This is a genomic window from Ferrovibrio sp. GW821-FHT12F09 (genome assembly GCF_058806775.1).
Genome location: NZ_JBXAPZ010000001.1, coordinates 1,140,793 through 1,166,234, shown reverse-complemented (window position 1 = coordinate 1,166,234; position 25,442 = coordinate 1,140,793). Strand labels below are relative to the sequence as shown.

General features: G+C 65.9%; 27 protein-coding genes. 13 read left to right on the top strand and 14 right to left on the bottom strand.

Translation table 11 applies throughout. The features are described 5' to 3' along the window. Positions 1-2: 2 nt before the first annotated feature. From uraH to AC1ROB_RS05935, 4 genes are read right to left on the bottom strand one after another with little or no spacing between them, the layout of a single operon-like run. A complete protein-coding gene (gene uraH / locus AC1ROB_RS05950) occupies positions 3-356 on the bottom strand; it encodes a hydroxyisourate hydrolase (protein WP_492972128.1) in 354 nt (117 codons plus the stop codon). A gap of 12 nt (positions 357-368) precedes the next feature. Further along, positions 369-905: a 2-oxo-4-hydroxy-4-carboxy-5-ureidoimidazoline decarboxylase gene (gene uraD / locus AC1ROB_RS05945; RefSeq protein ID WP_492972129.1), complete on the bottom strand. Its 537-nt coding sequence runs from the start codon at positions 903-905 to the stop codon at positions 369-371. 31 nt (positions 906-936) lie between these two features. Continuing rightward, positions 937-2,241: a serine hydrolase domain-containing protein gene (locus tag AC1ROB_RS05940; protein ID WP_492972130.1), complete on the bottom strand. Its 1,305-nt coding sequence runs from the start codon at positions 2,239-2,241 to the stop codon at positions 937-939. Next, a complete protein-coding gene (locus AC1ROB_RS05935; RefSeq protein WP_492972131.1) occupies positions 2,238-3,503 on the bottom strand; it encodes a glycerate kinase type-2 family protein in 1,266 nt (421 codons plus the stop codon). The genes AC1ROB_RS05940 and AC1ROB_RS05935 overlap by 4 nt, the downstream gene beginning before the upstream one ends. 128 nt (positions 3,504-3,631) lie before the next feature. Here AC1ROB_RS05935 and AC1ROB_RS05930 point away from each other — a divergent pair, with 128 nt between their 5' ends. Both AC1ROB_RS05930 and puuE read left to right on the top strand, forming a co-directional pair. Continuing rightward, positions 3,632-4,876 carry an allantoate amidohydrolase gene (locus AC1ROB_RS05930; protein WP_492972132.1) on the top strand — a complete coding sequence of 415 codons (1,245 nt, stop codon included), beginning with the start codon at positions 3,632-3,634 and terminating at the stop codon, positions 4,874-4,876. Positions 4,877-4,879: 3 nt separating this feature from the next. After that, positions 4,880-5,854 carry an allantoinase PuuE gene (puuE, locus tag AC1ROB_RS05925; protein WP_492972133.1) on the top strand — a complete coding sequence of 325 codons (975 nt, stop codon included), beginning with the start codon at positions 4,880-4,882 and terminating at the stop codon, positions 5,852-5,854. Between the two features lie 3 nt (positions 5,855-5,857). Here puuE and AC1ROB_RS05920 read toward each other — a convergent pair whose 3' ends face one another. Together AC1ROB_RS05920 and AC1ROB_RS05915 are read right to left on the bottom strand one after the other, a co-directional pair. Continuing rightward, entirely contained in the window at positions 5,858-7,099 is a 1,242-nt protein-coding gene (locus AC1ROB_RS05920; protein ID WP_492972134.1) for an aminotransferase-like domain-containing protein, read from the bottom strand. 68 nt (positions 7,100-7,167) lie between these two features. Then, positions 7,168-7,839, bottom strand: a complete 672-nt coding sequence (locus tag AC1ROB_RS05915; RefSeq protein ID WP_492972135.1) for a TetR/AcrR family transcriptional regulator — start codon at positions 7,837-7,839, stop codon at positions 7,168-7,170. 133 nt (positions 7,840-7,972) lie between these two features. Here AC1ROB_RS05915 and AC1ROB_RS05910 point away from each other — a divergent pair, with 133 nt between their 5' ends. After that, positions 7,973-8,707, top strand: a complete 735-nt coding sequence (locus AC1ROB_RS05910) for an SDR family oxidoreductase (RefSeq protein ID WP_492972136.1) — start codon at positions 7,973-7,975, stop codon at positions 8,705-8,707. Between the two features lie 3 nt (positions 8,708-8,710). On the opposite strand, the gene AC1ROB_RS05905 is transcribed toward AC1ROB_RS05910, so the two are convergent. Beyond that, positions 8,711-9,619 (bottom strand): GntR family transcriptional regulator, encoded by a 909-nt coding sequence (locus AC1ROB_RS05905; RefSeq protein ID WP_492972137.1) that lies wholly within the window; start codon positions 9,617-9,619, stop codon positions 8,711-8,713. Between the two features lie 141 nt (positions 9,620-9,760). Here AC1ROB_RS05905 and AC1ROB_RS05900 point away from each other — a divergent pair, with 141 nt between their 5' ends. The 5 genes from AC1ROB_RS05900 to AC1ROB_RS05880 all read left to right on the top strand — a co-directional run bounded on the left by AC1ROB_RS05900 (position 9,761) and on the right by AC1ROB_RS05880 (position 15,814). Then, positions 9,761-10,795 carry an NAD-dependent epimerase/dehydratase family protein gene (locus tag AC1ROB_RS05900; RefSeq protein WP_492972138.1) on the top strand — a complete coding sequence of 345 codons (1,035 nt, stop codon included), beginning with the start codon at positions 9,761-9,763 and terminating at the stop codon, positions 10,793-10,795. Between the two features lie 196 nt (positions 10,796-10,991). Then, positions 10,992-12,305 carry a TackOD1 domain-containing metal-binding protein gene (locus AC1ROB_RS05895; RefSeq protein WP_492972139.1) on the top strand — a complete coding sequence of 438 codons (1,314 nt, stop codon included), beginning with the start codon at positions 10,992-10,994 and terminating at the stop codon, positions 12,303-12,305. Beyond that, entirely contained in the window at positions 12,302-13,642 is a 1,341-nt protein-coding gene (locus tag AC1ROB_RS05890) for a glycosyltransferase family 2 protein (protein ID WP_492972140.1), read from the top strand. The genes AC1ROB_RS05895 and AC1ROB_RS05890 overlap by 4 nt, the downstream gene beginning before the upstream one ends. Positions 13,643-13,657: 15 nt before the next feature. Then, on the top strand, positions 13,658-14,704 hold the full coding sequence (locus tag AC1ROB_RS05885) for an HlyD family secretion protein (RefSeq protein WP_492972141.1): 1,047 nt from the start codon (positions 13,658-13,660) through the stop codon (positions 14,702-14,704). Between the two features lie 120 nt (positions 14,705-14,824). Continuing rightward, entirely contained in the window at positions 14,825-15,814 is a 990-nt protein-coding gene (locus AC1ROB_RS05880) for an NAD-dependent epimerase/dehydratase family protein (RefSeq protein ID WP_492972142.1), read from the top strand. An 8-nt stretch (positions 15,815-15,822) separates the two neighbouring features. Here the strand turns inward: AC1ROB_RS05880 and AC1ROB_RS05875 are convergent, their stop codons facing one another. From AC1ROB_RS05875 to AC1ROB_RS05860, 4 genes are all read right to left on the bottom strand, one after another. Next, positions 15,823-16,125 (bottom strand): hypothetical protein, encoded by a 303-nt coding sequence (locus AC1ROB_RS05875; RefSeq protein WP_492972143.1) that lies wholly within the window; start codon positions 16,123-16,125, stop codon positions 15,823-15,825. Positions 16,126-16,169: 44 nt separating this feature from the next. Next, the gene (locus AC1ROB_RS05870) at positions 16,170-17,360 is read right to left on the bottom strand and encodes a benzoate/H(+) symporter BenE family transporter (protein WP_492972144.1); all 1,191 of its coding nucleotides are present in this window, start codon (positions 17,358-17,360) and stop codon (positions 16,170-16,172) included. Positions 17,361-17,445: 85 nt separating this feature from the next. Beyond that, positions 17,446-18,102: a LysE family translocator gene (locus AC1ROB_RS05865; RefSeq protein ID WP_492972145.1), complete on the bottom strand. Its 657-nt coding sequence runs from the start codon at positions 18,100-18,102 to the stop codon at positions 17,446-17,448. A 155-nt stretch (positions 18,103-18,257) separates the two neighbouring features. After that, on the bottom strand, positions 18,258-19,046 hold the full coding sequence (locus tag AC1ROB_RS05860) for an alpha/beta fold hydrolase (protein WP_492972146.1): 789 nt from the start codon (positions 19,044-19,046) through the stop codon (positions 18,258-18,260). A 145-nt stretch (positions 19,047-19,191) separates the two neighbouring features. Here AC1ROB_RS05860 and AC1ROB_RS05855 point away from each other — a divergent pair, with 145 nt between their 5' ends. Next, positions 19,192-19,680, top strand: coding sequence for a MarR family winged helix-turn-helix transcriptional regulator (locus tag AC1ROB_RS05855; RefSeq protein ID WP_492972147.1), 489 nt, complete (start codon positions 19,192-19,194; stop codon positions 19,678-19,680). A gap of 3 nt (positions 19,681-19,683) precedes the next feature. Here AC1ROB_RS05855 and AC1ROB_RS05850 read toward each other — a convergent pair whose 3' ends face one another. Together AC1ROB_RS05850 and AC1ROB_RS05845 are read right to left on the bottom strand one after the other, a co-directional pair. Next, a complete protein-coding gene (locus AC1ROB_RS05850) occupies positions 19,684-20,175 on the bottom strand; it encodes a GNAT family N-acetyltransferase (RefSeq protein WP_492972148.1) in 492 nt (163 codons plus the stop codon). A 25-nt stretch (positions 20,176-20,200) separates the two neighbouring features. Continuing rightward, positions 20,201-20,362: a hypothetical protein gene (locus AC1ROB_RS05845; protein ID WP_492972149.1), complete on the bottom strand. Its 162-nt coding sequence runs from the start codon at positions 20,360-20,362 to the stop codon at positions 20,201-20,203. Positions 20,363-20,646: 284 nt separating this feature from the next. Here AC1ROB_RS05845 and purB point away from each other — a divergent pair, with 284 nt between their 5' ends. Together purB and AC1ROB_RS05835 are read left to right on the top strand one after the other, a co-directional pair. After that, positions 20,647-22,017, top strand: a complete 1,371-nt coding sequence (gene purB / locus AC1ROB_RS05840) for an adenylosuccinate lyase (RefSeq protein ID WP_492972150.1) — start codon at positions 20,647-20,649, stop codon at positions 22,015-22,017. 72 nt (positions 22,018-22,089) lie between these two features. Then, positions 22,090-22,971, top strand: coding sequence for a haloalkane dehalogenase (locus AC1ROB_RS05835; RefSeq protein WP_492972151.1), 882 nt, complete (start codon positions 22,090-22,092; stop codon positions 22,969-22,971). Here the strand turns inward: AC1ROB_RS05835 and AC1ROB_RS05830 are convergent, their stop codons facing one another. Beyond that, positions 22,972-23,424 carry a VOC family protein gene (locus tag AC1ROB_RS05830; RefSeq protein WP_492972152.1) on the bottom strand — a complete coding sequence of 151 codons (453 nt, stop codon included), beginning with the start codon at positions 23,422-23,424 and terminating at the stop codon, positions 22,972-22,974. A gap of 114 nt (positions 23,425-23,538) precedes the next feature. Between AC1ROB_RS05830 and gcvA the strand changes: the two genes are divergently transcribed. Both gcvA and AC1ROB_RS05820 read left to right on the top strand, forming a co-directional pair. Next, on the top strand, positions 23,539-24,423 hold the full coding sequence (gcvA, locus tag AC1ROB_RS05825) for a transcriptional regulator GcvA (protein WP_492972153.1): 885 nt from the start codon (positions 23,539-23,541) through the stop codon (positions 24,421-24,423). Positions 24,424-24,506: 83 nt separating this feature from the next. Next, the gene (locus AC1ROB_RS05820) at positions 24,507-25,403 is read left to right on the top strand and encodes a DMT family transporter (protein WP_492972154.1); all 897 of its coding nucleotides are present in this window, start codon (positions 24,507-24,509) and stop codon (positions 25,401-25,403) included. The last annotated feature ends 39 nt before the right edge of the window (positions 25,404-25,442 follow it).

Below are 25,442 nucleotides of genomic sequence, written 5' to 3'. Positions count from 1 at the left end.
GTTCAGGATCCCCGGTAGGTCGAGAAACTCCAGGGCGAGACCAGCAGCGGCACGTGGTAATGCCCGTCTGCTTCGGCAAGGCCGAAACGGATCGGTACGGTGTCGACGAAGGCCGGCTCGGGCAGCGCCACGCCGATCTTGCGGAAATAGTCGCCGGCATGGAAGACCAGCTCGAACTCGCCCGGCCGGAAAGCCTCATTGATCAGCAGCGGTTCGTCGGTGCGGCCATCGGCATTGGTCGCCACCCGCTTCATCAGGATGCGCTGGCCGCCGCCCAGGGCGTACAGCTCGATGGCGACGCCGGCGGCCGGCTTGCCGTTCATGGTATCCAGCACATGGGTGCTCAGGCGGCCCATTGTCATTCGCTCCTAGCCGGTGATCAGCGCTTCAAGACGGATGCGGGCGATGCGGCCCACCTCCGACAGCGCGGTGGTGAGTTCGGTGTCGCGCCCATTGGCGATCCGCGCCTCGAAGGCCGCAAAGATCTGCGCCTTGGTGCGCAGCTTCACGGCGATAATGAAGGGAAAGCCGTGCGCCTGCAGATAGGCCGCATTGAGCGCCACGATCCGGGCTTTTTCATCGGCGCTCAGGCGGTTCAGCCCGACACTGTCCTGCTCGGAGGTCGAATGCGCGGTCAGGGTACCGGCTTCGGCTTCCCTGCCGGCGAGCTGCGGATGCGCGCGCAGCAGGTTGAGCTTCTCGAGCTCACTCGCGGCCCACATCGCCGCCACCATGGCGCCATGCAGGCTGTCGAGACTGGCGAAGGGGCGCCTGGCGAAGGCGCGTTCGGGCACCCAGGGCGAATGCTCGAAAATACCGCCGAGCACAGCAATGAAATCCGCCGCAGACAAACGGTTCAGATCGGCCAGAGAGACACTCTGGGGGGTCAGCGTGACATGCTGCATGCGGCCTCCGGGATGACCGCTTCTGTATAGCCTATCCGGGCCGGCGGGGGAAATATGCGCGCAGCCCACGCCACAGCGCGGTGGCCTCGGCGCCGCCGGGATCGCGGGCATCGGGACGGACGGCGGTATGCACCATCACCAGGCGCCGGGCCGGATCGACGAAAATCGTCTGCCCGCGCACGCCCAGGAAAGCGAAGCTGCCGTCATTGTCGGGGAAGATCCAGGTCTGGAAGCCATAACCGTACCAGCGGCCGGTCTGCGCGCCGGAGAAATGCGGCCGGGTCATCTCGCGCAGCCAGGCGGCCGGGATCACCTGCCGCTCGCCCACTTTTCCGCCATTGGCCAGCAGCATGCCGAGCCGGGCATAGTCGCGCAGCACCGCGTTGAAATTGGACGAGGTGTTTTCCTGGCCGGTGCGGTCGACCAGCCAGCTGGCATCGGCTTCGGCGCCCATCGGCTGCCAGATGCGTTCGGACAGATAGTCGGCCAGCGGCCGCTTCAGCGCGCCGCGCAGCACCAGGCCCAGCACCTGGCTCTCGGCCGAGGCGTAATACCAGCGCTGGCCCGGTTCGGCATCGCGGGTATTGAACTGCCGTACCGCGCCGGCCCCGCCCGGGCCGGACAGGATGGCACGCGACAGCTGCGCCGAATCATCGGTGCCATCGTAATCCTCGCGGAAGCGCACGCCGGACGACATGGTCAGCAGATGGCGGATCGGTGTGCGGCCATATTCGCTGCCCTTCAGCGCCGGGGCGTAGGTTTCCGCCAGATCGTCGATGGAGGCGATGGCGCCGTCGGATACCGCCAGCCCCACCAGCAGGGCGCAGATGGTCTTGGCCATGGAGAACGAGATCAACCGATGCGTATCGGTGCGGCCATACTGATAGCGTTCGATATGGATGGTGTCGCCGACCGCCACCAGCAGGCCGGTGGCCGGATTGCGCGCCATGTAGCCGTCGATATTTTGCCGCCCGCTGCCCAGTGCCGGCGGGACCTGATAGGCGATCACCGGCTCCTTCGCCGCGCGGCGCCAGAGGCTGGCTGCGGCCGGCCGCTGCACCACGTGGACGGGGAAGATTTCGTCCAGGCGCGAGAAACTGTCGACGCTGTAGGCGGGCTGCCACCAGTTGGCTGCCGTGGCGCGCGGATACTGACCGGCGGCATTGGTGTAGCGCGCCAGATCGGGCCCGCCCGGATCGAAGCGGATGCCATTGACCGTGACCGCGGCCGTATGCGGTGCCGACGGACTCGGCAATGCCGGTAGCCGCTGGCTGCAGCCGGTCGCGCCCAGAAGCAGCAGGGCGGCAGCAACCGGCAGCGCAGCGCGGACAGTCATAAGACCAGGATGGCGCGGAAATCGTTGACGTTGGTCAGGGTCGGACCGGTGACGATCAGGCCGCCAGCAGCCTGGAACAGGCTGTAGCCGTCATTGTCGGCCATACAGGCCTTGGCCTCGATGCCCTTCATGGCGGCACGCAGGATGGTGTCGGGTTTCAGCAGCGCCCCGGCATTGTCCTCGCTGCCGTCGATGCCGTCGGTATCGGCGGCCAGGGCATAGATACCCTCGGCGCCATCGAGTGCGACGGCCAGCGCCATGAGGAATTCGGCGTTGCGGCCGCCGCGGCCCTTGCCGCGCAGCGTGACCGTGGTTTCGCCGCCCGACAGCAGCACACAGGGGGCTTTCGCCGGCTGGCCGTGGCGGCGCACCTGCCGCGCCATGCCGGCCATCACCATGGCCACCTCGCGCGCCTCGCCCTCGATGGCATCGCCCAGGATCAGCGGCGTGATGCCGGCCGCGCGTGCCACAGCGGCGGCGGCTTCCAGCGCCATCTGCGGCGTGGCGATCATCACTGTCTTCGTATTGGCAAAAGCCGCATCGCCCGGCTTGGGCGATTCATTCTGACCCGACTGCAGATGCTTCAGCACATTGGGCGGCGGCTGGATATTGTATTTTTCCAGCACGGCCAGCGCATCGGCGACCGTGGTCGGATCGGGTACCGTCGGGCCCGAGGCGATCACGGCGGGATCGTCGCCCGGCACGTCGGAGATCAGCAGCGATACCAGCGGCGCCGGCGCGGCGGCAGCGGCCAGCCGCCCGCCCTTGATGGCGGAGAGATGTTTGCGCAGGCAGTTCATCTCGGCGATGTTGGCGCCGCAGCTCAGCAGCGCGCGGTTCACCGTCTGCTTGTCTGCCAGGGTCAGGCCATCGGCCGGGAGCGACAACAGCGCCGAACCACCGCCGGAAATCAGGCAGAGCACCAGATCCTCGGGGCCCAGACCCTGCACCTTCTGCAGGATCAGCGCCGCCGCCTTCTCGCCGGCGGAATCGGGGACCGGATGCGCAGCCTCCACCACGGTGATGCGCTCGCAGGGCACGTCATGGCCGTAGCGTGTCACCACCAGGCCATCCAGCGGCGCATCGGCCGGCCAGTGGTCTTCGACCGCACGCGCCATGCTGGCGGCGGCCTTGCCGGCACCGACCACCAGGGTGCGGCCTTTCGGCACCGGCGGCAGATGCGGCGGCACGCAGGCGGCCGGATCGGCAGCGCGCCGCGCCGCCTCGAACATGGCCTGCAATAGTGCTTCCGGATCGCGCATCGTCGGCATCCCCCTGCCCATTTGCTAATCGAAGGCGCCGCGCTTGACCAGCGTCAGGCTGTGCAGTTGTTCTGGCATGGAAACTGTATACAATTATTTGCCTGCTTTTCCAGATTGAGGATCGCCCCATGCCCGCCTATCGCTTTGCCGACCGCATGCTCGCCCAGCTGGACGAACTCGGCCGCATCAGCGAAAGCCCGGACTTCCTCGCCCGTACCTTCCTGGTACCGCAACACAAGCAGGCGCATGAACGCGCCGCCGCATGGATGGTCGAGGCCGGCATGACGGTGGAGCATGACAGTGCCGGCAATGTGGTGGGCCGTTATCCCGGCCAGACGCCGGATGCGCCGGTGCTGATGACCGGCTCGCATCTCGATACCGTGCGCAACGCCGGCAAGTATGACGGCATGCTGGGCGTGATCGCGCCGATTGCCTGCATCGCCGACCTGAACAGGCGCGGCAAGCGCCTGCCCTATGCCATCGAGGTGGTGGGCTTCGCCAATGAGGAAGGCACCCGCTTCGGCTCGGCCATGACCGGCAGCCGCGCCATTGCCGGCACCTTCGATCCCGCCATCCTGGAGGCCCGCGACAAGCAGGGCGTCTCGATGGGCGAGGCCTACAAAGAGTTCGGCCTCGATCCGGCGAAAGTCGGCTTCTGCGCCCGCAAACCCGGCAGCATCGCCGCCTTTGTGGAACTGCATATCGAGCAGGGCCCGGTGCTGGAGAATGAGGGCTTCGCGCTTGGCGTCGTCACCTCGATTTCCGGCGCGCGACGCTTCCGCGTCGAGATCACCGGCCTGGCCGGTCATGCCGGCACCGTGCCGATGGGCCAGCGCCAGGACGCGCTCGTGGCCGCCGCCGAGATCGTGCAGTATATCGAAAAGCGCTGCACCGGCACGCCAACGCTGGTCGGCACTGTGGGCATGCTGGAAACCCTGCCGGGTGCGATGAACGTGATCCCCGGCAAGACGGTCTTTTCAATCGATGTGCGCGCCGGCGAGGACGACCTGCGCGACCTGGCTGCTGACGACATCCTGAAGCAGATCAGTGTGATCTGCGCCGGCCGCAATCTGGAAAAGAAGATCACCGAGCTCTACAACAGCACCGCGACGCCCTGCCATCCGGCGCTGATGGACCAGGCCGAGGCGGCGATCACGGCGCAGGGCGTGAAGACCATGCGGCTGCCGTCGGGTGCCGGCCACGATGCCGCTACGCTGGCGCCGCTCTGCCCGATCTCGATGATCTTCATGCGCTGCACCCGCGGCATCAGCCACAATCCGCTGGAAGCCGTGCTGCCCGAGGATGTCGAACTCGCCACCGGCGCATTGCTGCATTTCATCGAGAATTTCCGCATTCCAAACTCCCAGGCGTAAGACATGGCCAAGAAGAAAGCCGTCAAGGCAAAGAAGAAAACCGACATCGTTGCGAAAGCGTTGGGCAGCAAGCCCTATCCGCGCGATCTCGTCGGCTATGGCGAGCATACGCCCGACCCGAAATGGCCGGGTGGCGCCAAGGTCGCCGTCAGCTTCGTGCTGAATTACGAAGAAGGTGGCGAGCGCAATATTCTGCACGGCGATAAGACCTCGGAAGTCTTCCTGCATGAAGTGCCCGGCGGCATCCCGCGCGAGAAGATGCGCGACGAGCAGGTCGAGTCAGTCTACGACTACGGCAGCCGCGCCGGCTTCTGGCGTATCATGCGGCTGTTCAAGGAGCGCGGCCTCAGCTTCACCTCCTGGGCCGTCGGCATGGCCGTGGCGCGATACCCGGAAGCCGCAAAGGCCATGCACGAGGCCGGCCACGAAGTCGCCAGTCATGGCTGGCGCTGGTACGACTACTCAAAAACCCCGCTCGCCACTGAGCGGGCCCATATGAAACTGGCGATCGAGGCGATCCGCCAGGCCACTGGCGCAGCGCCACGCGGCTGGTATACCGGCCGCATGTCGGCCAATACGCTGAAACTGGTCGCCGAGGAAAAGAGCCTGGTCTATTCCTCCGACACCTATGACGACGACCTGCCCTACTGGACGACCATCGGCAAGACGCCGCTGCTGATCCTGCCCTATACCTTCGACAACAACGATATGAAGTTCGGCCAGTTGCACGGCTTTGCTACCGGTAATGACTTCTTCGATCATCTGAAAGATGCCTTCGACATGCTGTACCGCGAGGGCAGCGAGGGTGCGCCGAAGATGATGACCGTGGCGCTACATTGCCGCCTGATCGGCCGGCCGGGCCGCGCGGCATCGCTGGCGCGGTTCATGGACTACATCCAGAATCACGACAAGGTCTGGGTAACGCGGCGCGTCGATATCGCCGAGCACTGGAAAAAGGTGCATCCCTATAAGGGCTGAGGCTCAGGCCGCGCGGTTCGCCCGCAGCTTGTTCTGCAGCAATGCGGCCAGCCGCTCGATGCCCTCGCGGATGCGCGCCGGCTCGCCCAGCGAGAAGCTGAGCCTGGCAGTGTTGCGCTTGATCCCGGTGGCATAGAAGGCCGAGCCCGGCACGAAAGCGACCTGGATATCCTTGATCGCCTCGGCCAGCAGCTCCGTGCCATCGATGCTGTCGGGGAATTCCAGCCAGATGAACATGCCGCCATCGGGCCGCGTATAACGCACTTCCTGGGGCAGGCAGCGCGCCAGCGTCTCCAGCATCACGTCGCGGCGCTCCTTGTAGGCCTTGCGCAGCTTCTCCACCTGGCTGCCATGGGAGGTCCGCGCAATGTCGAAGGCGATCATCTGGTTGATGGTGCTGCAATGCAGGTCAGACGCCTGCTTGAGCAGCACCAGCGCATTGATCAGCGCCGGATCGGCATTGATCCAGCCGATGCGCAGCGCCGGCGTCAGCACCTTCGACAGGCTGCCGACATAGATCACCAGGCGGCGGCCGTCATTGCCGGGGCTCTGCAGATACTGCTGCTCCAGCGCGGCGAAGCTGGGGATGCGTGCGTTTTCGTAGCGCAGCTCCTCATAGGGCGAGTCTTCCAGGATGGCGACGCCGTAGCGATGCGCCAGGTCCAGGATCGCCTTGCGGCGCGCCAGCGATGTCGTAATACCGGCCGGATTGCAGAAATCCGGCGTCAGGTAGAAGAATTTCGGCTTCTGCCGGAACGCCGTTTCCAGGTCAGCGAGCAGCACGCCCTCGTCATCCATCGGCACCGAGAGGAAGTCCGGCCGGTAGGTGCCGAAGACCTGGATGGCGCCGAGATAGCTGGGAGAGGACATCACCACGCGGTCGCCAGGCTCGATGAAGGCGCGGCCGATGAAATCCAGCGCCTGTTGCGCACCCGAGGTGATCAGCACCTGTGCCGGATCGGCAGCGATGCCATGGCTTTTCAGATAGCCGGCGATCCACTCGCGCAGCGGCAGATAGCCTTCGCTGATCGAATACTGGAAGGCCTCGCCCGCCATCGCCTGGTTTTGCAGCACCGCCTGGTAAGCCGTGCCGATGGCATCGAGCGGGAACAGGGCCGGATCGGGAATGCCGCCGGCAAAGGAGATGATTTCCGGCCGGCTGATCAGCTTGAGCAATTCGCGGATTTCGGACGCGCGCAGTTCGCTGACGCCCTGCGACAGGCCGGGGAAGGAAGGTTCGGTCATGGCGGTGACGCTCGGTGTTTCCTCAACAGTTGCCCCAGCATATCGAGGCAGCGCCGATCCGAAAAGCGTCAGCCGCGGCGGGCCTTGCCCACCATGCCGTCCCAGGCGCCCAGCGCCACCTCCACCGAGGCCAGCAACTGCTTCTTCGCGGCGCCGTCGCGCGCCTGGATCGACATGCCCTGCACGAGAGTCGTGTAGAAAGCTGCAATCATGGCGGCATCGGCTGTGGCCGGCACGTCGCCTTCGGCCTGGCCGCGCCGGATGCGATCGGCCAATGCGTCCATCGCCGCACGGCGGTTCCTGGTCATCAATGTACGCACGCTCTTGTTCTCCGGCGCGCCGACGATGGCCGACAGCACCACCATGCAGCCCGGCGGGTGATCCGCGCTGACGTAATAGCCGGCATAGAACCGCAGCAGCGCGGCGAAGCCCGCTTTCGCCGTCCTGGCCTCGCGCAACAGCCGCTGCGGCAGGGCGCCCTCAGTGGCCTCGTAGAGCGCCAGCGCCTCCTCGAACAGCGCCTCCTTGCAGGAGAAGGCCGCGTAGAGGCTCGGCGCGTTGATGCCCATCGCGCCGGTCAGGTCGCTGAGCGAGGTGGCCTCATAGCCACGCAGCCAGAAAACCTGCATGGCCGCCTTCAGCGCCGCCGCGCGGTCGAAGCCGCGCGGACGCCCCCGCGCGACTTTGGCCCGGGCCACTTTCGGCGCTTTCAGTGTCTTCGGCTTTGTGACGGCGCGCACGGCCATATCCGTTTCCTGCGATCCCGCTCGATTCTGTAGCAATCGATAAATAAAGCGCTTGACCCTTCGGGACAAGCCCCTACCTTGCCGCTTCCATTCTGTATCGATCACTACATAAAATCAGGAGACTCCCATGAGCACGTTTTCCAGCACCGCCCTCAAGGGCAAGGCCGTTCTGGTCACCGGTGCCAGCCGCGGCATCGGCGCTGCCATCGCCAGGGCGCTCGCCGCCGCCGGCGCTGATGTCGCCATCACCTACAGCGCCTCGCCGGCCAAGGCCGAGCAGGTGGTGAAAGAGATCGGCAGCAAGGCCTTCGCCATCCAGGCCGACAGCGCCGACCCGAAAGCGGTGCAGGACGCCGTGGCCGAAACCGCCAAACGCTTCGGCCGCTTCGATATCCTGGTGAACAATGCCGGCGTCGCCTATGGCGATGACTCGCTGGAGAACATCGAGCGCATGCTGGCCATCAACACCCGCGCACCCTATGTGGCGGCGCTCGCCGCAGCACCGCTCATGACCGACGGCGGCCGCATCATCACCATCGGCTCCTGCCTGGGCGAGAATGTGCGCATCACCGGCACGGCGCTCTATTCGATGAGCAAAGCGGCGATGACCGGCATGACCCGAGGCCTCGCCCGCGATCTCGGCCCGCGCGGCATTACGGTGAATCTCGTGCAGCCCGGCCCGGTCGATACCGACATGAACCCGGCCGATGGCGAGCATGCAGCGGGCCTCGCCGCCATGACAGCGCTTGGGCGCTACGGCCGGTCTCCGGAAATCGCCGATACGGTGGTCTTCCTGGCCAGCGCGGCCGCCAGCTACATCACCGGCGCGCAGATCGCCGTCGACGGCGGCACGAATGCCTGACGCCTAACTCCGCCGTCCGGTCGCCAGGCGGGTGAAGACATCCTGCAGGTCGACCGGGCGGCGCTTGGCGGCGGCCAGATCGAGACCGTCTTCCAGGCGCAGCAGATGCTCTTCCATGTAGCGCACGGCGCCAGCCACATCGCGAGCCTGCAGGCGGTCGAGCAGGATGCCATGTTCCTCATGGCTGCACATGGCATTGCCCGGCGCCTCGTAGATCGCCACGATCAGCGAGGTGCGCGAGATCAGCGCGCGCAGGAAACCGGTCAGCGGCGCATTGTCGACCAGCTTGGCCAGTTCCATGTGGAATTCGCCGGCCAGCTTGATGGCGCCGCGGCGGTCGCGGGTTTTCTCAGCCTCGTGCTCGTGCGCCACGAAGCGGCGCATCTGCGTGATCTGCTCGGGCGCGATGCGGCGGGCCAGTTCGGCCGCGATGCCAGTCTCGATCACCCGGCGGGCGGCGAAGACCTCGCGCGCCTCCTGCACGCTTGGCTTGGTGACCGAAGCGCCGCGGTTGTGCAGCAGCGTCACCAGATTCTCATGCGCCAGCGCCAGCAGCACCTTGCGGATGCGGGTGCGGCTGACACCGAAGGCTTTCGCTAGCACATCCTCGGGCAGCTTGGTGCCCGGCATGATCACATGGTCGACGATGGCGGAATAAACACTGTCATAGATGGTGGCATCGTCGATGCTGGCCTTGCGCCCGCCGGTTTTGGCGCCAGCCGCCTTGCGCGCGGCTTTATCGGCAGACTTCTCCGGGCGCGCCGTTTTCGGCCCGGTTTGCTTCGATCCGGGCAGGCGCGGCACCGCCATGGCTTCGGCGGCCGTGATCTTGCGCGCCGGAGCCGCCCGGCCGGGCCGGGCCGCTGCAGGTTGTCCTGCTGGGCGTTGCGATTTGGCTGCTGCCTGGGTCATTCCGCCTTCCGCCGGCGCCTCGAATCGGCCGGACAATCCTTGGCCCGGATTGTATACGCCGATCCGATCCAGGGTCCACAGGAGGACCGGAACTCTCTGGCCCGTAAGACGTTTTCTGGTCCTGGCAGCAAAGGGAGCCTCATGGCCCGTTTCCTCGTCACCGGCGGTTGCGGCTTCATCGGCTCGCATCTGGTCGACAGCCTGTTACGGCAGGGTCACCGGGTGCGAGTGCTGGACGACCTCTCCACCGGCCGCACCCACAATCTGGCGCCGGAAGCCGAACTGCTGATCGGCGATGTCGCCGATGCCTCGGCCACCACAATGGCGATGGCCGGCGTCGATGGCTGCTTTCATCTGGCCGCCATTGCCGCCGTGCAGCCGTCGCTGACCCACTGGCTCGGCACCCATCGCACCAACCAGACCGGCGCCATCGCCATCTTCGATGCGGCGCGCAGCCGCGGCCTGCCGGTGGTCTATGCCTCCTCCGCCGCCGTCTATGGCGACAGCCACGAGGCGCAGCAGTCCGAACGCAACCATCCGCGCCCGCTATCGGCCTATGGCGCTGACAAGCTGGGCTGCGAGCTGCATGGTCGCGTCGCGGCCCTGGTGCATGGCGTACCCACGGCCGGCCTGCGTTTTTTCAATGTGTATGGTCCGCGTCAGGATGCCGCCTCGCCCTATGCCGGCGTGATCGCCGCCTTTGCCACGCGTGCCGCCGACAACCGGCCGATGATCCTGCATGGCGATGGCGAGCAGGTGCGCGATTTCATCTTCGTCACCGATGTGGTGGCGCATCTGAATGCCGCGATGAGCCGCATGCAGGAGCGCCGGCGCAACCGTCGCCCCGCCGCGGCCGGCGTGTTCAATGTCTGCACCGGGCAGCCGACCCGCATCCGCGATCTGGCGCGGATGATCGCGCGCCTGAGCGGCGCCACGGCAAAGGTGCAGCATGAACCGGCGCGTGCCGGCGATATCCGCCATTCGCTGGGGGATCCCGCCGCGGCCATCCGCCATCTGCAGGTCGCCGCCACCACGCCGCTGGAACATGGCCTGCGCCAGACCCTGGACTGGCTGCGGCCCGAACTGCCACCGCCGCTGCATCCGGCCGCATCGGCCGGCGTGCCCTGGGTGAAGCGCCCTCTGTCGGCCACGACGGCGCCACAGGCCTTCGAGTAACACAAGCAGAACGGGCTCGATCAAAGCCGCGATATGCGGATATCGGCCCAACTTTTTTTTAAAGCCTTTCGGGGATTTTTCTCCGCCAGCACCGTTCTCCCCTGCATACGATGCCAATCAAACCTGGCCGTGGCCAGGTCACAATACACGCCGTGCGAGAAGCGCAACGCGACGAAACATAAGAACAAGGTGACCCATGTCCTGGCGTATCCTTGCCATCGGTCGGTCCGGCGATCCTCTCCCAGACCATGACGATATTCTCTGGAGCGACGATCCACGCGCGCCCTGCGATGCCGTGGCGCTGTTTGCGCCGGCGGTACCGCCGACTGCCCTCTCGCCGCTGCTGCCGCTGGCGCAATTCGGTGGACCGGCCACAAGCGTGCTGCCCGATTTCGCCGCGCCGCAACCCAGCGCCGATCAGCTGGATGCCATGCTCGCCGCCTTCGCGCCAATCCGCGCACGACTGGACGAGTGTGAAGGCACGATCGAAACTGCCGGCCACACCGTAACCGACCTGGCAATCCTGCGCCTGGGGTACAGCCGTGCACAGACACTGGACACCATGCGCAGCCCGGTCTCGTCGGCCACACTGATTTATCCGCTGCTGCATGGCCGGCCGGGCCTGGAGGAAACCGCCATCCGTCCGGCGCTGGAAAGCCTGGCCAGCCTTGATCTGCTGGACCGCCGTTTCGCTGCGCGCGTCCTCACCTGCCCGACCTGCCATGGCGGGCGGCTGTCTGCTTTCGAGGCCTGCACCGCCTGCGGCAGCGCCCATCTGATGGATGAGCCGATCCTGCATCACTATCGCTGCGGCTATCAGGATGGCGAAAGCCGCTTTGTCAGCGGCCTCGACCTGATCTGCCCGAAATGCAAACAGGAACTGCGGCATTTTGGCGTCGATTATGGCCGGCCGGGCAGCATGACACGCTGCCGTGCCTGCCAGCAGGTGATGAGTGAACCGCAGCCCAGCTTCCATTGCCTCGACTGCCAGACCGTTTCCGCCGGCGACCAGGCGCAGCCGGTGGACTGGCATCATTACGGCCTCACCGAACGCGGCATCGCCGTGGCCCGCAGCGGCGTGCTGCCGCAGGACAGTGCCGCCGGGCCTGCGGCCGCCTTCCCGCGCACCTTCCCGCTCAAGGACTTCACCCTGCTGGTACGCGAACAGTTGCTGGTCGCCCATCGCTACGAACGCGCCATGACTATCGGCCGCATCGGCATCCGCAACCTGGGCGTCCTGCGCCGCCAGCAGGGCGTGGCCGCCGGTGGCGCCATCCATCTGTTCTCGCAGATCCTGGTCGAAAGTCTGCGCGACACCGACTTTGTCACCGCGCCGCGCGACGATCTGCTGCTGGTCGCGATGCCGGAAACCGATACGGCGGAAGCCGAGGTGGTGTTCGGCCGTATCCGCCAGGCCGCGGCCCGCCACCTGGCCCTGCCCGTGGAGCTGGAAACCGAAGCGGTGCCGGCGACACAGTCCGGCCTGCTGCTGGACGAGATCGCCTCATGACCAACGATCTGGCCATGACCATCGCAGCCGGCCTCGACCTGCTGGCCGCCACCGATGCCCGTGATCTGGTGCCGCTGTTCTGGTTCATGATCGTGCTGGAACTGCCGCGCTATTTCATCGGCGCCGTAGTCTTCCTCGCCGGCTCGCTGCAGCAGCGCGGCATCTTTCAATACAGGGATGCCTCGGCAGAAGACCCCGGCCAGCCGCCGCTGGAACGCCGCAAGTTCAGCGTCATCCTCGCCGGCCATAACGAGGCCCTGTCACTGCCCACCTGCATCCGCTCGATCCTGGAACAGACCGTGATGCACGACACGCTGCTGGGCACGCGGCGCTGCCAGATCGTGGTCGTGGACGACGGCAGCAGCGACAGCACGGCCACCGTGATTGCCGACCTGCAGCGCCAGGGCCTGGTGGATGTGGCGCTGTCGCTCAAGCTGCGCGGCGGCAAATCGGCCGCCACCAATCTGGCGCTGGCCCATTGCAGGCATGACATCGTCATCGTGGTGGATGCCGACACCACCTTCGACCGCGACGCCTTCGAGCGCATGATTGCCCATTTCGACGATCCGCGCGTCGGTGCGGTGGGGGGCAGCCTGTTTGCACGCAATGCCGGCACCAGCCTGACCACGCTCTACCAGGATATCGAATACCGCATCTCGATTTCGCTTGGTCGCCGCATCAGTTCGATGATGAACATTCTCGGCATCGTCTCCGGCGCCTTCGGCGCGTTCCGCCGGTCCGCACTGGAACAGGTCGGCGGTTTCGATGTCGAGGTCGGCGAGGATGCCGACCTGACCATGAAGCTGCGCGCCGCCGGCTGGAAACTGGTCTTCGAGCCGCGTGCCCGTGCCGGCACCGATGTGCCGGACAACGTGATCGCCCTGATCCGCCAGCGCCTGCGCTGGGATCGTTCGGTCATCACTGTCTGGCTGCGCAAATACAAACAGATGCTGAATCCCTTCCACGCCAATTTCGATCTGGCGAACGCACTGGTGATCTGGGATGTGGTGTTCATGCAGGTGCTGATCGCCGGTGGGTTTTTCGTCTATCTCGGCTGGCTGATCGTCACCTTCGGCTGGTTCGCCTTCGTGCTGCTGGTCGCCACGCTGATCGTCTATGCCGCACTGGCCGCCATGATGCTGCTGATCGCCGGTCTGGCCGACAACGACCGCGACGTGCTGCAGCGTTTCCTGTTCCTGCCCTATTACGTGCTGTTCGCCTGCTTCGTCATGCGCGCCGTTCGGGTCTATTCCGCCATCGATGAATGGATCTTCCGCACCTCCTTCCACGACTCATACGTTCCGCGGCGCGTGATGCGCCAGGTCGAGAAATACTGACAGGATCCTACGATCATGCGCCGCTTCCGCCTGCGTCCCCGCCCCGATACCCTGAACAATGACGTGCGCCGACAGACCGTGATCTGGACCCGGCTGGTCTATCTCGGCATTCTCGGTGCGCTTGGCTTGTGGTTCACCGATTTCCTGTTCGGCTCCTATGTCTACCTGAAAAGCGAGGGTATGGTGGTGGCACCCGCGGCCACGCTGGCCACCGAATACCCCGCCACCATTCGCGATGTCGCCGTGCGCGAGGGTGACCGCGTCACCGCCGGCCAGCGCATCGCCGGCATCAGCTCGCAGCAGGTGACCGAGACGGTGGCGCGCCTGACCAGCGACCTTGCCCGTCTGCGCGCCCAGGAGGCGGAACTGCGCATCCAGGCCGAGAAGAATGCCTCACTGGTGCAGCTGGCCAGCCAGCGCAGCGCACTGGCGACCCAGACCCGCGAGCGCTACGAAACCCTGCAGCGGCGCGGCATCCTGCCGATGGACAAGCGCATGGCGGCAATGGATTCAGAATACCGCTCGCAGCTCGATGCCGGTGCGCTGAAGGCCGAGACCAATGCCATAGAGCAGCAGCTGGCACGACTGGCGCCAGCCATCGACAAGGCCGAAGCCGCGCTGAACCAGCTGGAAAGCCTGTATGGCACCGGCGAGATGGTGTCGCCGATTGATGGCATCGTCGGCCGCCGCAACGTGGAGGCCGGCACCGTCATTTCGCCAGGCCAGGTGGTGGCGGAGATTTACGGCCAGGGCAGCTATATTCTGGCCTATATGCCGACCGGCACGCTCTACAGCGTCGAGGCCGGCGAACGCGTCACCATCGAATGGGGTGTGCGCAAAACCAAAGGTCGTATCGTCGCCATCGAGCCGCTGGCCATGGCCCTGCCTAAGGAATTCCAGACGGCGTTCAAGCCGGTGGCGCGCCACCAGCTGCTGCGCATCGATTTCGACCCGCCGCGCGAGGGGCAACCGCAAGGAGATACAGAGACGCCGCCGCTGTTCACCAAGGTCAATATCCATGGCAGCGGCCTGGTCGCCAGCATCCTGGGCACGATCTTCTGAACAGGTTCCGTTCTTGGACTTGCCAAGGCCGGTATTCCGGCCCAGTTTGACGCGGGGGACTGCAATGCCGACATGCCAAAACCTGCCCGGCCGCGCCCCGCGCGGCTCCCGGAGCGGCCGATGACCCGTTATCTGGTCACCGGCGGCTGCGGTTTCGTCGGCTCGCATCTGGTCGAGGCGCTGATCCGGCACGGCCATGATGTGCGCGTGCTGGACAACCTGAGCAGCGGCCGCACCCAGAACCTGCATCCTGCCGCCGAGCTGATCTTCGGCGATGTCGCCGATCCGGCGGTGATGCTGGCCGCCATGCGCAATACCGATGGCTGCTTCCACCTGGCGGCGGCGTCGGCACAGACGGAAGACTGGCTCGACAGCCACCGCACCAACCTGACCGGTACCGTCACCGTTTTTGATGCCGCCCGCCGCAGCAAGCAGCCGGTGGTTTATGCCTCATCCAGCAGCGTCTATGGCGACGGCACGGATGACAATTCCCGCGCGCGCCTGTCGGAGGCGATGACGCCGCGGCCCGGCAGTGCCCGCGGCGCCGACGCCTTCAGCTGCGAATTGCAGAGCCAGGTGGCCGCGCGCCAGCATGGCGTGCCCAACACCGCGCTGCGGCTGTTCCATGTCTACGGTCCGCGCCAGCCCGGTGCCGGCGATCATGTCGGCGTGGTTGCCGTCTTCGCCCGCCGGCTCACCGCCGGCCTGCCGCTGCTGCTGCAGGGTGACGGCGAACAGACCCGCGACTTTGTCTATGTCGGCGATGCCGTGGCCTTCCTGCTGGCGGCGATGCAGCGGCTGGAAAGCCATGGCCGCGCCACCGCCGAGGTCTTCAATATCTGCACCGGACGCGCCACCCGTATCCGCGAACTCGCCATGCTGATGGCACAGACCTGGGGCCGCAGCCCGGATCTGCAGCTGGCGGCGCCGCGCAGCCAGGACCGGCGCCATGTGGTCGGCGCACCCGATTTCGCCAGCCACAGCCTGAAGCTGCAGGCGCAGACATCGCTGGAAACCGGCCTGCGCCTGCTGTTCAGCCAGCCGGCTGCCACCACCGGCGGCCACAGCGCCACGCTCGATCCGCGCGCGATGACCCTGCCGTTGGACTGACCTCGACCCTAATCGCCCTCACCATGGCCGCTGTGGCGGCCATAGCGTTTTTCCTTTGGGCCCTGCGTCGGCCGCTCCGGTCGCGGCTGGCGCCCGCGCAGGCCCTCGGGCTTGCTGTCGTCCTGCGCGAAATCCGCGGCCGGCTGCGCCGCGAACTGGTCGTTGCCATAGGTGCCGGGACCGTAATCGCCCTGGCGCGGCGAGCCCTTCACAAGGCGTTCCTTGTGCAGCGGCCCGTCGCCGCGGCCATGATCACCAGGTTCCAGCGTGACCTGTTCCGGCGCTTTCGGGGCGATGATGTCTTTCGGCATGGCGACCTCCATCGGATGCGATGAAGAAACCCGCCAGCCTGCCATCAGGTTCCGCTTTTTCCGGCCCTCCAGCGCGTCAGCGCCAGCACCGCGCCGCCGGCGATCAGCCCCCAGAAGGCGCCGCCGATGCCGTAGATGGTGAGGCCCGAGGCGGAAACGAGAAAGGTGATGGCCGCCGCCTCGCGGCTGTCAGGGTCGGTCAGCGCCGCCACCAGCGAGGACGCGAAGGCGCCGAGCAGCGCCAGGCCGGCCACCGCCTGGATCAGGATCGGCGGCGCCGCGGCAATGAAGGCGGTGGCCGCATTGGCGCCGAGTCCGAGCAGGATATAGGCGGTCCCCGCCACGGCTGCCGCGACCCAGCGTTTGCTGCGATCGGGATGCGCATCGGGCCCGGCGCAGATCGCGGCCGTGATGGCGGCGAGATTCACCGCATGGCTGCCGAAGGGTGCGGCCAGCAGCGAGAAAATGCCAGTGTCGCGGAACAGCGGCGAGGGATCGGGATGATAGCCGTTGGCATTCAGCACCGCGATGCCGGGGATATTCTGCGACGCCATGGTGACGATGAAGAGCGGCAGCGCGATGCCGATCAGGGCCTGGAGAGTGAAGACCGGCATGATGAACACCGGCTGCGGCGCGAGACTTTCAACCGCGATGCCGGAGAGATCGGTGGTGGCGGCGATGATGACGACCGTGACGATCACCGCGGCCGGCACGGCGTAAAGGCGTTTGAATTTCGCCATCACGGCCCAGGTGACGACAATGATGAGGCCATGAAGCGGCAGGGCGGCGACCGCTTTCACCGGCGCGAGGCAGAGGCTGAGCAGCACGCCGGCCAGCATCGCATTCGCCAAGGGCGCTGGAATAGCAGCGACCCAGCGCCCGAGCGGCTTCCAGATGCCGGCAAGAGTCAGCAGCACGCCACAGGCGATGAAGGCGCCGATGGCGGCGGCAAACCCGCCATCGCCAAGCGCGGCCACACCCGAGGTGGCAAGCAGCGCGGCCCCCGGCGTCGACCAGGCGATGCTGATCGGCAGGCGCGTGCGTAAGCTAACCAGGATCGCGCAAAGCCCCATGGCGATGCTGAGCGCCATCAGGCCCGAGGCGGCTTCGGCTTGGCTCGCGCCCATCGCCGTGAAGCCCTGCAGGATGACGGTAAAGGACGAGGCGAAGCCGACAAAGGCGGCCAGCAGGCCGGCGGCGATGGCGGGAGCGAGGGACGTCTGCGATTGCGTCATGCTGTGCATCTATCGCGGGCCTGGCGCCACTTCCACACCGGCCGCGCTGGTTTTCCGTGATGGCTCGTGTCTGAATCCGTGATGGCTACCGCCGCGCTTCCGTCGCCATCTTCACGGCGAGGCCGGCCAGCACGGTACCCATCAGCCAGCGCTGGATCACGATCCAGCTCGGGCGGCTGTTGAGGAAGCCGGCAATGCTGCCGGCGGTGATGGCGATCAGCGCATTGATCGACAGGCTGATGATGATCTGGATGAAGCCCAGCACCAGCGACTGCGTCAGCACGCTGCCCGCCGTCATAGTGCCGCTGGCGGTTTCCGCCGGGGTGATGAACTGCGGCAGCAGCGCCAGATACAGCATGGCGATCTTCGGATTGAGCAGGTTGGTGACGAAACCCATGGTGAAGAGCTTGCGTGGGCTATCCTGCGGCAGGGTCTTGACCTGGAAGGGCGAGCGGCCGCCGGGCTTCACGGCCTGCCAGGCCAGCCAGAGCAGATAGGCGGCGCCGCCGAAGCGCAGGGCGTCATAGGCATAGGGCACGGCGAACAGCAACGCCGTGATGCCGAAGGCGGCCGACAGCATGTAGAAGACGAAGCCGAGCGCCACGCCGCCCAGCGAGATGAGGCCGGCGACACGGCCCTGACAGATCGAGCGCGAGATCAGGTAGATCATGTTCGGCCCGGGCGTCAGCACCATGCCGAAGGACACGGCGGCGAAGGCCAGCAGGTTGGCGGTTGTGGGCATGGGGAGGACTCCGGCGTGTTTTGGCCATCCTAGCCAAGATGCCCTGCCGCTTCAGCAGCGGAATTGTCAGGGGGCAATGCGCGCCAGCGTCATCCGGACAGAAAACGGGCAGGCGGGACCCAGGGTCGCCGCCTGCCCGCGCCGGTCACCGCCCCTTAACGCGCGGCGGCGCCGGCTTCCCTGGCCGCCCGGTCGATCACATCGGCAACCACCTTCGGCTGCGTCATGAAGACCGCATGGCTGGCCGGCACCTCCGTGACCTTGGCGTTGATGCGCTGGGCCATGTGGCGCAGCATCTTCTGGTCGAAGGCCTTGTCATCGGTGGCGATCACCGCCCAGCTCGGCTTGCTGCGCCAGGCGGCGTTCGTCAGCTTGGTGGCGAAGGCCGACAGGTTGATCGGCACCTGCGAGTCCCGCATGAAGGCGGCATCCGCATCGCTGGTATCGGCAGCAAAGCCGGCCTTGAACTTCGCCGGCAACACGAAGCCATAGCCGTCCTTATGCGCGTCGATGACGAATTCAGGCGGCGTGGTGAAGCCGGTATACTGCTGTGCCGTGGTTTCACCGGCATCGGGCGACAGCGCCGAGACATAGACCAGGCCGGCGACCTTAGGATCAATGCCGGCTTCGGTGATCACCGTGCCGCCCCAGGAATGACCGACCAGGATGGCCGGCCCGGTCTGGCGATCGAGCGCGCGCTTGGTGGCAGCCACATCATCGGCCAGCGCGGTCAGCGGATTCTGCACGATGGTGACGCGATAGCCGCGCCCGGTCAGCTCGTCATAGACGCCGCGCCAGCCCGAACCGTCGGCGAAAGCGCCGTGCACCAGCACCACGTTTTTGACGGCCTGGGTCTCGGGGATGCGGTCGGCGGCCTGGGATGCGGTGGCCATGCCGGTGGCGACGATGGCGGCGGCCAGGACAGTGCGGGTCTTCTGGGTCATGGGGCTGCTTCCTTTTTTTAATTGCGATAACTATTATCGCGATAACAGTCTTTTAATCTGGCCCCGCACCCCAGTCAAGCATAATTATTATCGCGATATTCATTTTTGCGATTATAATGACGATATGAAGGGACAGGAGCCTGCCATGACCAAAGAAAAGCCCGGTAATACCGTAAAGTCCGGCAATCCCGTGCCCTTGGACGACCAGCTCTGCTACGCCATCTATTCGGCGGGCATGGCCATCCAGCGGGTTTACAAGCCCCTGCTCGACGGTCTCGGGCTGACCTATCCGCAATATCTCGTGCTCAATGTGCTATGGCGCGAGGACAGTCAGACCGTCGGCACCATTGCCGACCGGCTGGCGCTGGAATCGAGCACCCTGACACCCCTGCTCAAGCGGCTGGAAGCCGCCGGCCTGGTGCGCCGGATGCGAAACCCCGAGAACGAACGCCAGGTCGTCGTCGCGCTGACCGACCAGGGGCGCGCCATCCGGTCCGAGGCCGGCTGCCTGAATGACGCCCTGCTCGCGGCATCCCAGCAACCGGTCGCCAACCTGGGTAACCTGAACCGCGATGTCCGGCAGCTGCGCGATGCGATTTATGAAAGTATCGGCGGCTGGACCGTGCCGACGTGACGATCAGGCGCTGAGCGCGCGCTCGAAAATCACCAGCCGCGCCGGACCGATATCGCGGTCGATCGCCTGCCAGCCGCGCTTTTCGTAGAACCCCTGCACCGCCGGCCGCGCCGAAAGATAGAGCCGCGCGATGTTCAAGACGGCGCAGCGCTGCTCAACCGCCCGCACCAGAGCCGCACCCAGGCCGGCCTTGCGGAAATCCGGCGCGACCCATAGCGCCGCCAGCCAGGGGGCAAGGTCCGTGCGTCCCGAGTCTTCAACATAGGCCGGCTCGTCGCAGGCGATCAGCGACACGGTGCCGGCAAACACGCCGTCGCGCTCGGCCGCCAGCGTGAAGGGCAGCGGACCCGACACCAGATGCCGCGCGAAGCCGGCGCGGATCTCCGCCAGCCGGCTGCCCTTGTGTTCCCAGAAGGCGCGCCAGACGCTTTCTGCCACCACATCCAGCAGGTCGGAGCGGTCACGCAGGTCATGAATCTGCAGCAGGCTGTCCATGTCCCCGCTGTAGCATCGGGCCGGATCAGGAGGCGAGTAAAAAGCTGCGCAGATGCTGCGTCAGGCGCGGCAGCTGCGACTCCAGATCGGTTGCCGCCAGCGGGCGGTTGGCATGGCCGTAGCAGACCGGATCATTGGCGAGGAAACGCCGGCGATAGGTTTCGTAAGCCGCCGCATCGCGCCGCACTGCCGGTCCTCTTGCTTCTGAAATCATGTTCACTATATGTACTAATAGTTGAAGCGATTGCCACCCCAGACAAGGAGAAGGCGACTTAAGGATGGAATAAGCACCAAATAAGCATCGGATAAGCCGCGATAAGGCGAAACAGCATCCCGCTAAGCCGTAGCAGACATCGGATAAGCAGAAATACGCTGGCGTCGCATGGCCATTCTTGATCCCCCCGACCTGAGGGGCTAAACCAGCCGCGCCGTCCGGCTTTCCCCTTCCCGATTCTGCCCAGAGGCTTTGCGATGATCCCGCGCTACACCCGTCCTGAAATGGCCGCCATCTGGGAGCCGGAATCGAAATTCCGCATCTGGTTCGAGATCGAGGCCCATGCCTGCGACGCCCAGGCGCAGCTCGGCGTGATCCCGAAATCGGCCGCCCGGGATGTCTGGAAGAAAGGCAAATGGGAGATCAAGCGCATCGATGCGATCGAGCGCGAGACCAAACATGACGTCATCGCCTTCCTGACCAACCTGGCCGAATATGTCGGGCCGTCCGCCCGCTTCGTGCACCAGGGCATGACCTCATCCGACGTGCTCGACACCTGCTTCAACGTGCAGCTGGTGAAGGCGGCCGATCTGCTGCTCGCCGGCACCGACCGTGTGCTGGCCGCGCTGAAAGAGCGCGCCTTTGAATTCCGCCTGCTGCCCACCATCGGCCGCAGCCACGGCATCCATGCCGAACCGACCACCTTCGGCGTCAAGCTCGCCGGCTATCACGCCGAGTTCCAGCGCGCCCGCAAGCGCCTGGAGATGGCGCGCGAGGAAGTCGCCACCTGCGCGATCTCCGGCGCTGTCGGCACCTACGCCCATATCGATCCCTTCGTGGAAGAATGGGTGGCGAAGAAGCTCGGCCTCGCCGTCGAGACCGTGTCGACGCAGGTGATTCCGCGCGACCGCCATGCGGCTTACTTTGCCCATCTGGCCGTGGTCGCCGCCTCGATCGAGCGGCTGGCCACCGAGATCCGCCACCTGCAGCGCAGTGAAGTGATGGAGGCGGAAGAATTCTTCTCGCCCGGCCAGAAGGGCTCGTCGGCCATGCCGCACAAGCGCAACCCGGTGCTGACCGAGAACCTCACTGGTCTCGCCCGCCTGGTGCGTTCGGCCGTGGTGCCGGCGCTGGAAAACGTGGCGCTGTGGCATGAGCGCGATATCAGCCATTCGAGCGTCGAGCGCGGCATCGGGCCTGACGCCACCATCCATCTCGACTTCGCGCTGCATCGCCTGGCCGGCGTGATCGAGAAGCTGGTGGTCTATCCTGAGAACATGATGAAGAACCTCGACCGCTTCGGCGGCCTGGTGCATTCGCAGCGCATCCTGCTGGCGCTGACCCAGGCCGGCGTCAGCCGCGAGGACAGCTACAAGATCGTGCAGAAGCATGCGCACCAGATCTGGCAGCATGGCGGCGACTTCCTGAACGCGCTGCTGGGCGAACCCGCCGTGACCAGCAAGCTGAAGCCGGCCCAGGTCACCGCGCTGTTCGATCTCGGCTACCACTTCAAGCATGTCGACACCATCTTCGCCCGCGTCTTCGGCAAGGATGCCAAGGTCGGCAAGGGTAAGAAGAAGGCCGCCCCGAAAAAGGCAGCCAAAAAGGCCAGGGCGAAGAAGCGCTGACCTTACGTCGGGATTGATCCCGCCGGGGTAATCGTGACAGCCTCTCTCCATAACAAACGGGAGAGAGACGCCATGATCGAGGCCCTGCGCACGCCGGACGAACGATTCGACACTCTGCCCGGCTACGGTTTCCGGCCCCATTACGTCACCCACGACAACGGCCTGCGCATGCATTACCTCGACGAGGGCAAGCATGGGGGCAAGACCTTCCTCTGCCTGCATGGGCAGCCGACCTGGAGCTACCTCTACCGCCGGATGATCCCGATCTTCACGGCGGCCGGCCATCGCGTGGTGGCGCCGGATCTCTTCGGCTTCGGCAAGTCCGACAAGCCGCGCGACGAGAGCATCTATACCTTCGACTTCCACCGCGACAGCCTGATCGCGCTGATCCGCGGGCTGAACCTGCAGAATATCGTGCTGGTCTGCCAGGACTGGGGTGGCCTGCTCGGCCTCACCATTCCGAAGAAGATGCCCGAGCGTTTCGACGGCCTGGTGGTGATGAACACCACCCTGGCGACCGGCGATGCGCCGCTGACTCAGGGGTTCATCGACTGGCGCGCCTGGAACAACAAGAATCCGGATATGGCGATCGCCAAGCTGATGAAGCGCAGCTGCCCGCATTTAAGCGATGCCGAAGCCGCCGCCTACGAGGCGCCTTATCCCGACGCGACCTACAAAAGCGGCGTGCGGCGCTTCCCCAACCTGGTGCCGGATACGAAGGATGCGCCGGGCGCCGAAATTGCGCGGCGAGCGCGGGATTTCTGGAGCACGGACTGGGCCGGCACCAGCCTGATGGCCATCGGCATGACCGATCCGGTGCTCGGCCCGCCGGTAATGCAGGCGCTGCACAAGCAGATAAAGAATTGCCCGGCGCCGCTGGAGTTAGCGGAGGCCGGGCATTTCGTGCAGGAATGGGGCGAGCGCGTCGCGACCGAAGCGCTCGCCAGATTCTGATTACTTCGCGAAGATCATGTCGTCGTTGGCAAAGGCCTTGAACTCGAGCGCATTGCCCGAGGGGTCGAGGAAGAACATGGTGTGCTGCTCGCCGGCTTCGCCCTCGAAGCGCACATAGGGCTCGATGATGAAGTTGATGCCGGCCTTGGTCAGCTTGTCGGCCAGCTTCTGCCAGTCCGGGATGCTGAGGATGACGCCGAAATGCTTGGCCGGTACCTGGTGATCGTCGACCGAGCTATAGGCCTTGATGGTGCATTCTTCCGGGGCCAGATGGGCGACCAGCTGATGACCGTAGAAATCGAAGTCGACCCAGTGTTCAGCCGAACGGCCTTCCGAGCAGCCGAGCAGCTCGCCGTAGAACTTGCGCGTTTCCGGGATGTCCTTGACCGGGAAGGCCAGATGGAACGGACGGATGGTGGTGTGCTTGGACTTGACCGGGGTCAGGGCATTCATGGGGAAACCTCATGGGGGAAAGGCTGCTGATGGCGGCCATCCTAGCGACTGGCGCGGCTGCCTCAACCGATTTAAACTTGGGGCATCATGAGTTTTTCTCATCCAGAAACCCGCATGCCCTCTCTCAATGCCCTGCGCGCCTTTGCGGTCGCCGGCCGGCACTTAAGCTTCACCCGGGCCGCGGCCGAACTGCATGTGACCCAGGGCGCGGTCAGCCGCCTGGTGCAGCAGCTGGAGACCGATCTGGGCGTGACGCTGTTCCGCCGCACGTCGCGCGGCCTGCAGCTGACCGAGAGCGGCGCCGCCTATCTGCCGCCGCTGGCCGAAGCCTTCGACCGCATGCTGGCGGCAACCCGGCTGGTGGCCCGCAGCGGCCGGCCGGCGAACCGCCTGGCGATCACCATGATGCCGACGCTGGCCATGCGCTGGTTCATGCCCCGGCTGGCCGACTTCCACCGCCGCCATCCCGAGATCGCCGTCGACGTCACCAGCGCCGACCGGCCGGTGGATTTCACGGCCGAGCCGGTGGATGTCGCCATCCAGTATGGTGCCGGTGACTGGCCGGCGGGGTTGAAGACCGAACGGCTGTTCCCCGAAACCGTCATCCTGGTGGGCAGCCCGGCGCTGCTGAAGGCAAAGCCGGTGAAGAAGCCCGAGGATGTGAAGCGCCACACGCTGCTCACCCATTCAACGCGGCCCGAGGCCTGGGCCGAATGGTTCGGCATCGCCGGCCTGAAGACGGTGGCGGCGCGCGGGCCGACCTTCGAGCATTTCTTCATGTCGATCGAGGCGGCCGTGAACGGGCTGGGCCTGGCGCTGGTGCCAGATTTCTTCGTCGCCGCCGACCTGCGCGCGGGTCGCCTGGCCGAGCCGTTGCCACGCTGCCGCGTCGCCCGCAAGGGCGGCTATTATCTGCTGCACCTGCCCGGCCGCGAAAGCGAACCGGCGATCCGCGCCTTCCGTACCTGGCTGCGCGAAACCGGCGACCATAAAGCCTGACCGTCCTGTGACATTGGACATTGCCGCCGCCGACGATATATCGCCTACTCCCGCCGCCGTCTCGCCATCCCGGATTCATAAAAATGTTCGCCGCCCTGCGCCAGTCGCGCTCCTATCCCCTGCTGCTGCTGATCGCCACCGGCGTCACGCTCGGCCTCGCGCCGCCCTTCGCCCGTATCGCGGCGCAGAGCGGCATGCCGATGATCGCCTTTGCCTTCTGGCAGAACCTGATCGGCGGCCTGCTCCTGCTGCTGCTCGCCAGCCTGACCGGCGCGCGGCCACCGCTGCAGCATCTGCGTTTCTACGCCATCAGCGGCCTGATCACGCTGGCGCTGCCCAGTGTGCTGATCTTCCTGGCGGTGGCGCGCATCGGCGCCGGCCTGCCCAGCATCGCCTATGCCTTCCCGGCAATGCTGACCTATGTCTTCGCCCTCACCCTGCGCATGGAGAAACTGGTCTGGATGCGTGCCACCGGCATTGCGCTTGGCCTTGTCGGGATTCTCCTGATCCTGGGGCCGCGCACCGGGCCGGTCAGCGATGCCGACCTGCCCTGGATGCTGCTGGCCTTCATCGCGCCGGTGTCGCTGGCAGCCGGCAATATCTACCGCACCCGCTACTGGCCGAAGGACGCGCCGCCGCTGGCCCTGGCGGCGGGCACCCTGCTGGGCGCGGCCTTCTGGCTGCTGGTCGGCTGCGTGGCGTTCAGCGCGCTCTATCTGCCGTCCAGCACCGCCAGCGCCGACTGGGTGCTGCCGGCGGCCGGGCTGTTTGCCTGCCTGAGCTTCATTCCCTATTTCGAACTGCAACGCGTGGCCGGACCGGTATATCTGAGCCAGATCGGCTATGTGATGGCGGCGACCAGCCTGGGCATCGGCACCTTCGTCTTCGGCGAGCGCTATGGCCTGCTGGTCTGGCTTGCCGTGGCGGTGATCGTCACCGGCATCCTGCTGGTCAATCGCCGGCCGCTGCCGCCGGCATGAAAAAGCCGCCGGTTTTGCGCCGGCGGCTTTTTCAGTTGC

Coding starts and splice junctions, on each gene's coding strand:
- puuE (WP_492972133.1), top strand. CDS start 4,880: ATGGCCAAGAAGAAAGCCGTCAAGGCAAAGAAGAAAACCGACATCGTT.
- AC1ROB_RS05875 (WP_492972143.1), bottom strand. CDS start 16,125: ATGCCGAAAGACATCATCGCCCCGAAAGCGCCGGAACAGGTCACGCTG.
- AC1ROB_RS05930 (WP_492972132.1), top strand. CDS start 3,632: ATGCCCGCCTATCGCTTTGCCGACCGCATGCTCGCCCAGCTGGACGAA.
- AC1ROB_RS05940 (WP_492972130.1), bottom strand. CDS start 2,241: ATGACTGTCCGCGCTGCGCTGCCGGTTGCTGCCGCCCTGCTGCTTCTG.
- AC1ROB_RS05920 (WP_492972134.1), bottom strand. CDS start 7,099: ATGACCGAACCTTCCTTCCCCGGCCTGTCGCAGGGCGTCAGCGAACTG.
- gcvA (WP_492972153.1), top strand. CDS start 23,539: ATGCCCTCTCTCAATGCCCTGCGCGCCTTTGCGGTCGCCGGCCGGCAC.
- AC1ROB_RS05860 (WP_492972146.1), bottom strand. CDS start 19,046: ATGACCCAGAAGACCCGCACTGTCCTGGCCGCCGCCATCGTCGCCACC.
- AC1ROB_RS05885 (WP_492972141.1), top strand. CDS start 13,658: ATGCGCCGCTTCCGCCTGCGTCCCCGCCCCGATACCCTGAACAATGAC.
- AC1ROB_RS05890 (WP_492972140.1), top strand. CDS start 12,302: ATGACCAACGATCTGGCCATGACCATCGCAGCCGGCCTCGACCTGCTG.
- AC1ROB_RS05935 (WP_492972131.1), bottom strand. CDS start 3,503: ATGCGCGATCCGGAAGCACTATTGCAGGCCATGTTCGAGGCGGCGCGG.
- AC1ROB_RS05850 (WP_492972148.1), bottom strand. CDS start 20,175: ATGGACAGCCTGCTGCAGATTCATGACCTGCGTGACCGCTCCGACCTG.
- AC1ROB_RS05865 (WP_492972145.1), bottom strand. CDS start 18,102: ATGCCCACAACCGCCAACCTGCTGGCCTTCGCCGCCGTGTCCTTCGGC.
- AC1ROB_RS05880 (WP_492972142.1), top strand. CDS start 14,825: ATGACCCGTTATCTGGTCACCGGCGGCTGCGGTTTCGTCGGCTCGCAT.
- AC1ROB_RS05905 (WP_492972137.1), bottom strand. CDS start 9,619: ATGACCCAGGCAGCAGCCAAATCGCAACGCCCAGCAGGACAACCTGCA.
- AC1ROB_RS05855 (WP_492972147.1), top strand. CDS start 19,192: ATGACCAAAGAAAAGCCCGGTAATACCGTAAAGTCCGGCAATCCCGTG.
- uraH (WP_492972128.1), bottom strand. CDS start 356: ATGGGCCGCCTGAGCACCCATGTGCTGGATACCATGAACGGCAAGCCG.
- purB (WP_492972150.1), top strand. CDS start 20,647: ATGATCCCGCGCTACACCCGTCCTGAAATGGCCGCCATCTGGGAGCCG.
- AC1ROB_RS05830 (WP_492972152.1), bottom strand. CDS start 23,424: ATGAATGCCCTGACCCCGGTCAAGTCCAAGCACACCACCATCCGTCCG.
- AC1ROB_RS05870 (WP_492972144.1), bottom strand. CDS start 17,360: ATGACGCAATCGCAGACGTCCCTCGCTCCCGCCATCGCCGCCGGCCTG.
- AC1ROB_RS05835 (WP_492972151.1), top strand. CDS start 22,090: ATGATCGAGGCCCTGCGCACGCCGGACGAACGATTCGACACTCTGCCC.
- AC1ROB_RS05895 (WP_492972139.1), top strand. CDS start 10,992: ATGTCCTGGCGTATCCTTGCCATCGGTCGGTCCGGCGATCCTCTCCCA.
- AC1ROB_RS05820 (WP_492972154.1), top strand. CDS start 24,507: ATGTTCGCCGCCCTGCGCCAGTCGCGCTCCTATCCCCTGCTGCTGCTG.
- uraD (WP_492972129.1), bottom strand. CDS start 905: ATGCAGCATGTCACGCTGACCCCCCAGAGTGTCTCTCTGGCCGATCTG.
- AC1ROB_RS05900 (WP_492972138.1), top strand. CDS start 9,761: ATGGCCCGTTTCCTCGTCACCGGCGGTTGCGGCTTCATCGGCTCGCAT.
- AC1ROB_RS05910 (WP_492972136.1), top strand. CDS start 7,973: ATGAGCACGTTTTCCAGCACCGCCCTCAAGGGCAAGGCCGTTCTGGTC.